A 12,626-nucleotide genomic window follows, 5' to 3' on the forward strand; every position below is an offset into this window, starting at 1 on the left:
GCGCGTTGTCGGAAACATGACATGGCAACTCTCCGCCACGCCGGAACCGTGTTTTCAGGGCAGCGCAGAATTGACGCTCGCAGGTGATCGTCATCGGTCAAGGGAACCGCGAGAGCGTCAGGCAATGCTTCACGGGCGCATCTGAGCGAGCATTTCCTTGCGTAAAGCCGGTCGAGCGGATGGCGCCCGCGGAGGGCGGCGGCTTGAAGATGAGTTGCGCCGAGGCCCGAACGACGTGCGCGGAGGGCATTCGCGAGGGCGAGCCCCGTGTGTGCGAGGTGTGCAGCTACGCGGCCGCACGACAGTCCGCCTCGGGCAGCAGACCTCGGCAAGCCCCGCACCCGCCACAGTGATCCTGTACCTGCCCCACACCAGCGCACCTCAGCAACGGGGCCTCACTGCTGAGATCCGTCGAAGATATTCGTCCATCCGTGTTATCCGAGCGTCCGCATCGACTCCCTACCTGGTGAAAGGAAGGGAGTTCCATGAGCAAGATCAAACTGGGTGTTGGGCTGTCGGTCGCGTTGGCGGTGCTGTTCACGGGCCCCGTGGCCGTGTCGCCGACGGGCGCGGCCGCCAGCCAGCCCACGAACACGGTGAACCAGGCCAAGGGGCCGCAGTTCGCCTGTGACAACAAGGACGCGGACGACAAGGGGTGGGTGTTGCCGATCTACGTCCACTTCCCCGGTGATGACCAGTACGACGCCGAGGTCGGCCTGGTCCGGCGTGCGCTCTGGCAGACGGATCAGACCTTCGACATGAGCGCGCAGCGGTTCGGCGTGTCCCGGCGGCTGCGGATCGCGCAGGACGACCAGTGCCAGCCGATCGTCGGGAAGATCTCGTTCGCGAAGGGCCGGGATCGTGGCGAGATGCACGCGGCGCTGGCCGACAGTCTGGCCAGCCAGCCGCAGAAGGTGCGTGAGCTCTTTGCGACCAAGCGGGTCAAGACGTTGTTCTTCGCGCGCAGTGACGAGATCACCAGCCAGTGCACCGGTGGTGGAGCGAACTCCGGGCTGGCCGGTGGCAACATCATCATGTCCCGGTGGTGCTGGGGCGAGGCCGGGCTCACCCACGAGATGATCCACACCTTCGGGCTCAACCACTGCAACAACGACGGCGAGAACGGCAGTGATCCGGTCTGCCGCGGCTACGGCAAACCCGAATGCAACACCGACGCCGCGTCGCAGTACCACCTCGACGCCTGCCGGACGGACAAGTTCCGCTACTTCGAGCCGACGAAGGAGTCGCAGCCTTCGCCTGACCCGCTGCCGAAGGACCGCAACGTCGCGTTCAGCCCGTACCTGATCACCGATCAGCCGAGTCCCGCGCTGGACTTCCGGCTCAAGTCGGTTCCCACCGAGGAGGGCCTGTGCCTCGACGGCGGCGACCAGAAGGTGGTGATGCGCAAGTGCTCGGGCAGCCAGGCGCAGGTCTGGCGACGGACCATCGACGGTGCCGGGTATCTGACGGTCCGCAACGTCGGCACCGACAAGTGCCTGGCCATGTCCTCCGCCCCGGAGGAGCACACCACCGCGGCGGAGACCGCGCCGTGCAAGGCGGGGGAGGCGTCGCAGCAGTGGCTGCCCCAGGAGGACGGGCAGAACTCGAACCTGGTCAACCGCACCGGCGGAATGAAGCAGGCGAGGCTGGGCGTTCCCAAGAACAGGGCCGACGGAGCAGCGGTGACGCGCGGCCCAGGCGATTTCCAGGCCGAATGGATCGGCGCCACGCCGGCACCCAACCCCACCGCCGCGGCGCCGGCCGCCCCGAACGCTCCCGGGCAGGCCACCACGCAGGCGCCGGCCCCGCAGGCCGCCGCCAGCAAGGGTGAACTCGCTGCCACCGGGTTCAGCAACGGATGGCTGATCGCCTTGGGAACGGTGCTGCTGCTGGGCGGCGGCGGCCTGCTCGTGGCGATGCGGATACGCCGCGCGCGTCGCTGACGACTCTTCGGGACGCCTTCGCCACCTCCCGCGGGCGAAGGCGTCCTGCAAGCGACGTGCACTGTCCATTGTGGACTTCCCCCTGAGTGTGGCGGAGAGAAGGCGATGTCGTCCGTCGGACGACGGCGGCACGGGAATTCCGAAGTTTGTTCGACCGACCGAGGACCCGAACGGTCTCCCGACCATGTGGGTTGTTTCTAGAGAAGTGAGGTTGTGGGTGTGAACGACACATCGGCCGCGGTCATGCTGCCTTTGGTGTACACCGTTGTTCGCCGAACGCTGTCTACGGACGTTGACGTGCACGATGTGGTCCGGGCAACGATGGCCCGGGTCGTGTCGGAAGCCGGAGGTGAGCGGTTCCGCTCCCATGTCGTCGCCGTGACGGTCGACCGGATCCGTGAACACCGGAGGCGCCGGAGTCCGGCGTTCGGAGTGCCGGAGGACACCCGTTCCCTCGTGGAGATCGAGTTCGTCGACCGGCCGCTGAACACGCTCACCAGGGCTCTCCAGCGGCGTGAGGTCGCCCGTGCCGCACGCTGGCTCGATGACGACGAGCGGGAGCTGCTGGCGCTGTGGTCGGTGGAGCGCGGTGGACACATCAAGGCCGCAGACGTCGCCGGCGCCCTCGGGCAGGACGCCCGTCACGTCGCGATCCGCTTGAGCAGGGTCAAGCGCCGGCTAGAGGCCGCGCGCCTGCTGTTGCGGGCCTTGTGCGCGACGCCGCGATGCCGGGGCCTGGCGATGGCGGGCAAGCACGGGCAAGGCCGGACCCCGTTGCTGCGGCACGTCGCAGGCTGCGAGACGTGCAGGCTCACGGCGGACGACCTGGTCCCGGTCGAGACGCTGTTCACAGGCGCGGCGTTGCTCCCGGTTCCCGATGACTACGCGGCCCAGATGTTGTCCGACGCGCGTGCAACGGTCGAGGATTCCGAGCAGACCGTGGAGATCCGCGGACCGATTCGCGGACTGATTCGCGATGGCGCCTGGCGCGTGTCGAGGCTGTCCGGCCCGTACCGCCGTCTCGCGAGGCTCGCCACGGCCAAACCGCTGCTGACCGCGGTCGGCGCCGGTGCCGCGCTGGTTGCCGTCGTGGTGGCGAACGGACCGATCGGCGCGTCGCCGTCACTGGCGGCAGGCGTCCAGACGTCGTTGCCCACGTCATCAACGACGACCGAATCGAGTCCTGCCACGACCAGCGGCCCTGCGGCGGTGTCCCTGGTTCCCGCCACGTCCGAACCGCCCACGACCACGTCCGCACCTCCGACGACCACGGCCGCCCAGACGACGACGGCAGCGAAAACCATGCCCACGACGGCGAAAGCACCGGTCGCCGGCCAGTCCGCCGAGGCGGCGCGGGTCGTCGCGCTGGTGAACGAGGCCCGAGCCGCCGCCGGGTGCAAACCGTTGCGAGTGGACGATCGGCTCACGAAGGCCGCCCAGGCGCACAGCACCGACATGGTGGAACGCGGCTACTTCTCCCACACGACTCCCGACGGGGTCGACCCCTCCGCGCGCATGCGGGCGGCCGGGTTCGACGGCGGTTTCGCAGCGGAGAACATCGCGGCGGGGCAGTCCACACCGGAGGCCGTGATGGGGTCGTGGATGAACTCGCCGGGGCACCGCGGCAACATCCTCGACTGCGACCTCTCCCTCATCGGTGTGGGCGTGGACAAGCGCGGCTGGCGATGGACCCAGAACTTCGGCGGGTAGCCGAGGCCGAGCTCAGCCGGTGCTGCGAACCCATTGCGGATTTTGTGTTATCCGGGCGGCCGTCCACCTGTCTTACCAGGTGTGCGAGGAGACCCGGCGAAGGCGAGGTTGCGGGCGTGACCGATCGGACGAAGACGGCTCGAGTGGACACCTCGGTGGTGACCGCCGCACGTTCTGGCGACCGCAGGGCCATGGACGCGCTGCTGGCGGAGTACCTTCCGCTGGTCTACAGCATCGTGCGGCGAACGTTGTCTTCGACTGCCGATGTCGATGACGTCGTTCAGGACACGATGGTCCGGGTCGTGCGGGGAATCGGAGGACTGCGTGAACCCGACCGGTTCCGGTCCTGGCTGGTCGCCGTCACGGTCAACCAGATTCGCGACTTTCACGGGACTTGGCACAGCGTGCCACGACAGGAGCTGGGCGACGAGCATCCGGACCCCAACGCCGAGTTCGTCGACCTTGCCTTGACCGGGCTCGACTTGTCGAGGCAGCGGCAGGAGATCGTGCGCGCGGCGCGGTGGCTGCAGGCCGAGGACCAAGAGCTGCTGTCGTTGTGGTCGTTGGAACGTGGCGGGCACATGTCGCGTGTGGACATCACCACCGCACTGCGGCAGAACGCCCACCACGTCGCTGTGCGGGTGGGCAGGCTGAAGCAGCGGCTGGAGGCGGCGCGACTGCTCGAGCGCGCAGTCACAACAGTTCCGCGGTGCCCTGGGTTGGCTGAGGCGGCGAGCAAGTGGCCGGGGAAGCCCAGTTCTGTGTGGCGCAAGCGACTGCTGCGGCACGTCAGCGGGTGCCGGGCTTGCCGGGCGGCAGAGGACGGCATGATGCCCGCCGAGCGGGTGTTCCTGGGCCTGGCACTGCTGCCGCTTCCCGTCGGATACCTGCCGGGATTGCTCGCTGACGTCCACCTGACTGCCGAGCTCGGCCGTGCGGCCGGCGAAGTCGACGCACTCGAGACAAAGCAGTTGGCTCTGCACCACCGAATCGTGGACTTCGTCGCCACGAAGCCGTTGCTCACCGCGGCCGGGGTCAGCGCGGTGTGCGCACTGGGACTGACCACAGTCGTCGTGTCGCACCTGTCGGCGGCCGGCCCGACCACCGCACTGGTCGGAACCAGTACCACCACCTCTGCAGCGCCACAGAGCAGCCGGAGTCCGTCCACCGCACCGTTGTCCACCGCGCCGTCGGCGATCGCACCGACGTCCGGCACCACCGCGCCGGCGCCGAGGACCACGTCCCCAACACAACCGCGGATGACGACCCCCGCGCCCGTCGTCCCGCCGAATACGCCGACCTCCACGACGCCTGCGACTCTCACGCCCGCCGAGCGGGTGCTCGCCGTGATGAACCAGGCGCGGGCCGGGGCGCGGCTGAAGCCGTACGAGATGGACGCGAAACTGGTCAACGCCGCGGCCGGGCACAACCAGGTGATGGCAGGTGGTTGCGGCCTGAACCACGAATGCTCGGGCGAACCCGGCGCCGGTGTCCGCATCAGTGCCGCGGGGGCGCAGTGGGGCGAGCTCGGCGAGAACATCGGGAGCGGAGGGCCGGTCGACGACACGACTTCCGCCATCGGCGACAAGGCAGTCGGATTGACCAATGCGATGCTCGGCGAGAAGCCGCCCGACGATGGACATCGCCGCAACATCCTCAGCTCGTCGTACACCAAAGTCGGGATCGCGGTGACGCGCGACGCATCCGGCGTGGTCTGGATGACCCAGGAGTTCACCGGTTGAGCGACGCGGCGACTGCGAACGCGCGACAGCGGCGCAGCGAAGAGGTGGGTTCTGTTGATCTCGACCAGGTCGGCGGCGGCCCACACCGCCGCATCGACCAGCTGTGGCAGCCGATGCGAGGCGGCCGCCACACGGGCCCGGCGCCTCTCTCCCCGAGGCGCCGGGCCTCAAACCTCTGAATCTCGGAAAGGCGGCTGTGCCATGAGGATTCGAACGATGTCCACGGCGGTGGCCGGGGCGACCCGCGAGTGGACGATCGTGCGGATCGAGTCCGACGACGGTCAGGTGGGGTGGGGTGAGGCGTGTCATGCGCCAGGTCTGACGGGCGTGCTGGCGGGGCTCGGCGAGGCGCTGATCGGCGCCGACCTGCGGCAGGTTCAGCCGTTGATCCGGCGGTTGCACGCCGAGACATCGGGTTCGGCAGGCGGGATTGTGCGCGACGCGATCTCCGGTGTGGACGCGGCGCTGTGGGACCTGAACGCCCGGTTGCTGGGTGTGCCGCTGTGGCGGTTGCTGGGCGGCCGCGTCCACGAGCGGGTGCGGGTGTACGCCCGGTGTTCCACCGGCTCGCTGTGCAATCAGATGGGATACGAGCAACTCGCGGCTCAGGCGAGCGCGGCGGTGGCCGCGGGGTTCGACGGACTGAAGATCGACCTCGACGTGCCGGGCCTGCTGCCGCGTCACCCCGGCAGCCGGATGCTGCCTCCGGGTGCGGAGGATCTGGCGTCACGAATCATGACCGCAGTGCGCCGCGCGGTGGGTCCGTACGTCGACGTGGCGTATGACTGCAACCGGCGCTACGACCTCCAGTCGGCGATGCGGCTGACCGAAGTGGCGGTCGAACAAGGGGTGTGGTGGCTCGAGGATCCCGTTGCGGCGGAGAATGTCGACGGTCTGCGCAGTCTCGTGTGCCGAGCGGTGCCGCTGGGCGGCGGCGAGCACGCGGTCGGGTACGACACCGCGGCGCGGTTGCTGGAGACCGGGGCGTTGTCGGTTCTGACCCCCGACCTGCGCAGGACGGGCGGCTACGCAGAGGTGCGGCGGATGGCGGAAGCCGCCGACCGGTTCGGGGTCGCCCTCGCGCCGCACACAGGTGCCGGTCCGATCGGCACCGCGTTCGCCGCACAGGTCGCCTGCACTTGGCCGAACTTGCTGGCACTGGAGTACTCGGGCCTCGACGTGCGGGGCTACGACGACCTCGTGGGACGGTCGCTGCTTCAGGACGGCGCCATCGAGATCACCGATCGACCGGGCATCGGGGTCGAGCCGGATCTCGAAGTGGTGGGGAAGGACGGCGAAGGCTTCTTCAGTCTCTGACCACGGTCACCCGAGCAGACGGTCCACAACAGACGGTTCGAGGATCTGCTGGATCACCATGGCGGCGGCGCCGATGATGCCTGCCTGGTCACCGGTTTTCGAGTGCACGATGCGCAGGTTCTCGGTCGCCAGGGGCAGCGACCGCCGGTAGATCGACTCCCGGATGCCGGCGAGGAGGAGCTCGCCCGCCTGCGCGAGGCTGCCGCTGATGACGATCAGCGCGGGGTTGAACATGTTGACACAGGTGGCGAGCACATCGCCGATGTCCCGCCCCGCCTCGCGCAGCACCTGGCCCGCGATGACGTTGCCATCGCGCACGAGGCCGACGATGTCGGAGTTGGTCTGCGCCGCCAACCCGTTCGCCCTCAGGGTCGCAGCGATCGCGGAGCCGCCGGCGATCGCCTCGAGGCAGCCGGTGATGCCGCAACTGCACGGGACGTCCTCCGCGCGGTGCGCGCGAATGTGCCCGAGGTCGCCCGCCGCACCGACGGCACCGCGGTGCAGTCTCCCGTTGCTGATCATGCCCGCGCCTATCCCGGTGGCGACCTTGACCAGGATGAGGTGCGCCACGTCGGGATAAGCAGCGCTGTGCTCACCGAGCGCCATGAGGTTGACCTCGTTGTCGACGAGCACGGGAACGTCGAAGTCGGCCTGGATCCGCTTCGGCACGTCGTAGCCGTTCCAGCCGAGCATGATCGGCGGGTTGTTGGGACGTCCGGACGCGTGCTCGACAGGGCCCGGCAGACCGATGCCGACACCCGCGACGAGGGCAGGCGAGACCCCGGACTCCTCGAGGAGGTCGCGCCACTGCTGGACGAGCCGGGAGAGCACCACGTCGGGGCCGGCCGCGATGTCGAGCGACACGCGTTGCACGGCTACCGGCGTTCCAGCCAGGTCGTTGAACGCGACGACGGCGTGGGTGGCACCTACTTCGGCGGTGAGCACGACGCGCGCGCGGGTGTTGAACACGAAGAGGTCGGCGGGCCTGCCGCCGGTGGACAGACCGCTCTCACCCTCGGTCACCAGGCCGGCCAGCAGCAGTGCGTCCAGGCGGGCGCGGACCGACCATCGGGAGAGACCCGTCTCGGTGGAGAGGTCGGCTCGTGTGCGCGGCTTGCCGTCCCTCAACAGCAGGAGCAGTTGCCCTGGTGAGGCCGGGGCGAGCGGAAGAGGTTCAGCCACGGGCCAAGTTAAGCAGACGACGTTCGATTTGTGGGTGATCGGCCTTGCTTCTATCGGTTGACACGCACAAGCGTGCTGAACTGTGGTCGAACGCGTCAGATGGCTACCCGGCGCCGAGAGGTGCAGAGGAGACCTGGCGCGGTGATGGCAGGTACTCGCCACAGCGTTCCTTCGGCGCTGTTGACCCTAACTGACCTGCGTAGACGGCGGATGGCGAGGCAATTGATCGTACTTCGGCGGTCGAGGCAGGGACTTTTGTGTTGACGATGCACAAAAGTCTACCTAGGGTCGCGATATCGCTGTGACTTCAGCAATCCCAGCCGGAAGTGGGCGACACCATGACACTCAAAGCCCTGACACACGTCGCCGCGGCCGTGGTCGTGGCCGCCTCGACCACCGTCGGCCTGAGCGTTTCAGCGGTCAGCGCGGACAGCCAGTACGACGTCCTGGTGTTCACCAAGACGACCGGATTCCGGCACGACTCGATTCCGGACGGCGTGAAAGCGTTCCGAGAACTGGGCGTGGCCAACAACTTCACCGTCACGGTCACCGAAGACGCCCGTGTCTTCACCGACAGCACGATCGGGCGATACGAGGCCGTCGTGTTCCTCAACACCACCAGCGAGTCGTTCGGCGGCGGTCCTCTTCTCGACCCCGCGCAGCGCAGCGGCTTCGAGAACTACATCAAGGCCGGTGGTGGTTTCCTCGGCGTGCACGCCGCCGCCGACACGGAGTACTCCTGGCCTTTCTACGACGGGCTGGTCGGCGCGCACTTCCTGACGCATCCGAGCCAGCAGAACGCGAAGATCACCGTGGAGAACCGCGGTACCGCGGCGACGGCTCATCTGCCGAAGACCTGGCAGCGCTACGACGAGTGGTACGCCTACAAGACCAACCCGCGGTCGACCGCCCGAGTGCTCGCCAGCCTCGACGAGACCAGCTACCGCCCGGACAACGGCGTCCCGGGAGCCGTCATGGGCGACCATCCGCACGTGTGGTGCAAGGACTACCAGGGCGGGCGGAGCTTCTACGTCGGAGGCGGGCACACCAAGCAGTCCTACACCGACCCGGCCTTCCGGGGTCTGCTGCTGGGCGGAATCCGTTACGCCGCCGGCCGCACGAAGATGGACTGCCGTCCGGAGAACGGGTACACGACGTTGTTCGACGGATCGACCACCGGCTGGTCCCAGGCAGGGCCGGGCGGGTTCACCAACAGCGACGCCACCCTGACCAGTTCCGGCGGCATGGGTCTGTACTGGTACAGCGCCAAGCAGTTCACGTCCTACTCGCTGAAACTGGACTGGAAGATGGCCGGGGACGACAACTCGGGTGTATTCCTCGGCTTCCCGCCGTCGAACGACCCGTGGTCCGCGGTGCGCAACGGGTACGAGGTCCAGATCGACGCCACCGACACACCCGACGGCACCACCGGGGCGGTCTACCGGGTTCAGGCCGCGAACTCCGCCCGCGACGCGGCGCTGAACCCTCCCGGTGAGTGGAACGACTTCGAGTTGCTGGTCGAGGGCGAACGGCTGCGGGTGTACCTCAACGGGGTACTGGTCAACGACTTCACCAACACCGATCCGGCGCGGTCGCTGGCCGGGCACATCGGCCTCCAGAACCACGGTTCCAGCGACAACGTGTCGTTCCGCAACATCCGCGTCAAGGAACTGGGCGGCGATCAGACGGTTCAGGCCGAACTGTTCGGCGCGGCGAGCGGCGTGCGGCCGTTCGCCAAGTCCGGTGCGCACAACGGCCAGACGCTCGGGTTCGTCGATCCGGGCGACTGGGCCGCGTACGACAACGTCGACCTGATCGGCGCCAGGACCTTCCGCGCCCGCGTCGTCTCCGGCGGTCCTGGTGGCACGCTCGAGGTTCGTGCGGGCTCACCGACGGGGCAGGTGCTCGGCTCGGTGGCGGTGCCGAACACGGGCGGCTGGAACAAGTTCGCCGATGTCGAGACATCCCTGACTGGCGTGCCATCCGGCCCGCGGACGCTGTACCTCACCTTCGCGGGATCGGGCAGTGGCCTGTTCGACGTGGACGACTTCACGTTCCTCAGGTGAGTGCCTGAGATTCAGTTGTGCGGTGATTGACGCATTGATCAGGTGGACCGTCCCGCGGTGAAATCTCGCGCCGGTGCCCGGCCGCGAATGCGACTCGCGCCGGGCACCGGCATGTCCAGGTGGCCGGCAACGACCGGCGTGCGCCAGGACACGACCGCCAGGACTGGACGGTGACCTTGCGGGCGATGGCGGATGTGGGTTACCGCGGCCCGCTGTGCATCGAGTCGTTCACCGCGGAGGTCCCGCGATCGCCGCGGCCGCACGGAGCTGGCGGCAGGTTGCGTCATCGCAGAACGCCCTCGCCACCAACGGTTTGGAGTTCCCGCGCGGTGTCACGGCCGTGTTCGCCTCAGCGGTGTGAGAGCGCGTTCAACTCGCCCGGCACACCAGGAGGTCCGCGAGTGCGCTGAGCTCGGCCGCCGGCCGGGGTGCCGGGGCGGTGGCGCTGAGCATCAGGAGCGCCTCGTCCATCAGACGTTTGGTTTCCGACTCGCACCAGGCCCGTCCGCCCGCTTCCTCCACGAGGCGGGCCAGGTGCGTGAGGCAGTCGTCGCCGAGGGAACGATCCAGCCGGTACCAGTCGGCGAGTTCGTGCCCCGCGGGCGTGCCGGAGGCCAGTGCGGCGACCACAGGCAGCGACTTCTTGCGACTGGCCAGGTCCGTGTGGACGGGCTTACCGGTCACCGCAGGATCGCCCCAGATACCGAGCAGATCGTCCACGTGCTGGTAGGCCATGCCGAGCAGGCGGCCGAACTCGCTCAGGCGTGTCACCGTCACGGGATCGCCACCGGCGAAGATCCCGCCCAGCGCGCAGGATGCCGCGAGCAGCGAAGCGGTCTTGCGCTCCACCATCGCCTCGCACTCCTGCACGCTCACATCGTCGTACTGCTCGAACGCGAGATCGGTGTGCTCACCGTCCACGAGGTCGATCACCGTCGTGGTGAGCACGCGGGCCGACGACGGGTGTGCCGAGTCCGCCAGGACGTCCGAGGCGAGCGCGAGCAGGGCGTCACCGGTGAGGATGGCGCCGTTGATGCCGAACACGGTCCACGCGGTGGGACGGTGACGGCGCTTGTGGTCACCGTCGAGCAGGTCGTCGTGCAGAAGTGAGAAGTTGTGCGCGAGTTCGACGGCCACGGCGGCCGGGAGGGCGACTTCCGCTGCGGCACCGGCGGATTCCGCGCAGAGCAGGGTGAGGGCGGGCCGGATCGCCTTGCCGGTGGGCGCCGTGGCGGGGCTGCCGTGCTCGTCCCACCAGCCGAGGTGGTAGCCCGCGATGCGACGGATCGCGGGCGGCAGCCGGTCGACGGCGTCGCGGAGCCCGGGCTGCACCAGATCCCGGCTCCAGGCGAGCACCGCTGACGCCGACCGCGAATGTGCGCTCATCGGAGCCTCCTACGACAACATCTTGTCCACAACGGAGGGTGACAGGACGTGCTGCCTGACCATGGCGGCCGCGCCGAGCACGCCGGCGTCCTCGCCCGCCCGCGACCGCACGATCCGCAGTCCTCCCGTGGCCAGCGGCAGTGAGCGGTGGTAGATCGCCTCGCGAACACCGGCCAACAGCGCGTCGCCCGCGGCCGCGAGGGTGCCGCCGACGACGATCGCCGACGGGTTGAACATGCTGACGCAGCGGGCGAGCACGTCGCCGATGTCGCGGCCGGCCTGACGCACCGCGAGTCCGGCCGCGACATTGCCGGACTGGACCAGGTCGACCACGTCGTCGTTGGCGTGCGCCTCGATTCCCTTGGCGCGCAAGGTGGCGGCGATGGCGGGGCCACTGGCGACGGCTTCGAGGCAACCGGTGTTGCCGCATTGGCACGGGGTGTCATGATCGCGGTGCGCGAGGATGTGGCCGATGTCGCCGGCCGCCCCGACGGCGCCGCGGTGCAGGACGCCGTTGCTGATGAAGCCGGAGCCGATGCCCGTGGCGACCTTGACCACGATCAGGTCGTCGAGGTCGGGGAACGCTGTGGTGTACTCGCCCAGCGCCATCAGGTTGACCTCGTTGTCCACCAGCACCGGCACGCCGAACTCGTGCTCGAGTCGCGCGCGTACCTCGTAACCGTCCCAACCAGGCATGATCGGCGGATGGTTCAGCCGTCCGGACGAGTGCTCGACCGGGCCGGGTAACCCGAGGCCGACGCCGGCCAGGGTTGTGTCCGCGCCGTCGGCTTCGACGAGCAAGGCACGCCAGGCGGTGATCAGCCGAGCCAACACGGGTTCGGGACCGTCGGCGATGTCCAGCGACAGCTGTCCGCGGGCCAGGATCGCGCTGTCCAGCGCCGTGATCGCGACGGTGGCGCGGGTGGCGCCGACGTCCGCGACGAGCGCGACGCGGGCGCGGGCGTTGAACGCGAACCGGTTTGCCGGCCGGCCCCCGGTGAAGGCGTCGTTCCCCTCGTCGGTGACGAAGCCGGCCCCCAGCAACGCGTCGAGCCGCGCGCGGAGGGTGGAGCGGGCCAGGCCGGTCTGAGCGATCAGCTGGGCACGTGTGCGTGGTGTTCCGTCGAGCAGGAGGCCGAGCACGTGCCCCGGCGATCCTGTTGCGGCGGGGGGCGGAGGGTCGGTCACGCAGATAAGTGAAGCACGCCCACGGAAGTGTTCAAGGACTCACACTAAGATGGCCTGAATATGTCAATACTGCCGAGACTTTTGGTTGACAG

The 12,626-nt window shown here is 68.7% G+C and carries 8 protein-coding genes; 5 read left to right on the forward strand and 3 right to left on the reverse strand.

What is annotated here, in order from left to right:
- Positions 1-485: 485 nt before the first annotated feature.
- The 4 genes from JOD27_RS00225 (at position 486) to JOD27_RS00240 (ending at position 6,712) form a co-directional block, all read left to right on the forward strand.
- On the forward strand, positions 486-1,943 hold the full coding sequence (locus JOD27_RS00225; RefSeq protein ID WP_204760069.1) for an RICIN domain-containing protein: 1,458 nt from the start codon (positions 486-488) through the stop codon (positions 1,941-1,943).
- A 297-nt stretch (positions 1,944-2,240) separates the two neighbouring features.
- Complete coding sequence (locus JOD27_RS46345; protein ID WP_204760070.1) at positions 2,241-3,653, forward strand: CAP domain-containing protein; 1,413 nt, start codon at positions 2,241-2,243, stop codon at positions 3,651-3,653.
- Between the two features lie 116 nt (positions 3,654-3,769).
- The gene (locus tag JOD27_RS00235; protein WP_204760071.1) at positions 3,770-5,395 is read left to right on the forward strand and encodes a sigma-70 family RNA polymerase sigma factor; all 1,626 of its coding nucleotides are present in this window, start codon (positions 3,770-3,772) and stop codon (positions 5,393-5,395) included.
- A 216-nt stretch (positions 5,396-5,611) separates the two neighbouring features.
- On the forward strand, positions 5,612-6,712 hold the full coding sequence (locus JOD27_RS00240) for a mandelate racemase/muconate lactonizing enzyme family protein (protein WP_204760072.1): 1,101 nt from the start codon (positions 5,612-5,614) through the stop codon (positions 6,710-6,712).
- A 6-nt stretch (positions 6,713-6,718) separates the two neighbouring features.
- On the opposite strand, the gene JOD27_RS00245 is transcribed toward JOD27_RS00240, so the two are convergent.
- Positions 6,719-7,894, reverse strand: a complete 1,176-nt coding sequence (locus JOD27_RS00245) for an ROK family transcriptional regulator (RefSeq protein ID WP_204760073.1) — start codon at positions 7,892-7,894, stop codon at positions 6,719-6,721.
- A gap of 338 nt (positions 7,895-8,232) precedes the next feature.
- On the opposite strand from JOD27_RS00245, the gene JOD27_RS00250 reads away from it, so the two are divergent.
- Positions 8,233-9,960, forward strand: a complete 1,728-nt coding sequence (locus JOD27_RS00250; protein ID WP_204760074.1) for a ThuA domain-containing protein — start codon at positions 8,233-8,235, stop codon at positions 9,958-9,960.
- A 369-nt stretch (positions 9,961-10,329) separates the two neighbouring features.
- Here the strand turns inward: JOD27_RS00250 and JOD27_RS00255 are convergent, their stop codons facing one another.
- Positions 10,330-11,346: a family 2 encapsulin nanocompartment cargo protein polyprenyl transferase gene (locus JOD27_RS00255; protein ID WP_204760075.1), complete on the reverse strand. Its 1,017-nt coding sequence runs from the start codon at positions 11,344-11,346 to the stop codon at positions 10,330-10,332.
- A 9-nt stretch (positions 11,347-11,355) separates the two neighbouring features.
- The gene (locus JOD27_RS00260; RefSeq protein ID WP_204760076.1) at positions 11,356-12,534 is read right to left on the reverse strand and encodes an ROK family transcriptional regulator; all 1,179 of its coding nucleotides are present in this window, start codon (positions 12,532-12,534) and stop codon (positions 11,356-11,358) included.
- Positions 12,535-12,626: the final 92 nt, after the last annotated feature.

The organism is Lentzea nigeriaca (genome assembly GCF_016907955.1).
GTDB classification, from domain to species: domain Bacteria; phylum Actinomycetota; class Actinomycetes; order Mycobacteriales; family Pseudonocardiaceae; genus Lentzea; species Lentzea nigeriaca.

Excerpts from the sequence above, each read along its gene's own strand:
- JOD27_RS00255 (WP_204760075.1), bottom strand. The coding sequence starts at position 11,346 with ATGAGCGCACATTCGCGGTCGGCGTCAGCGGTGCTCGCCTGGAGCCGG.
- JOD27_RS00225 (WP_204760069.1), top strand. The coding sequence starts at position 486 with ATGAGCAAGATCAAACTGGGTGTTGGGCTGTCGGTCGCGTTGGCGGTG.
- JOD27_RS00250 (WP_204760074.1), top strand. The coding sequence starts at position 8,233 with ATGACACTCAAAGCCCTGACACACGTCGCCGCGGCCGTGGTCGTGGCC.
- JOD27_RS00240 (WP_204760072.1), top strand. The coding sequence starts at position 5,612 with ATGTCCACGGCGGTGGCCGGGGCGACCCGCGAGTGGACGATCGTGCGG.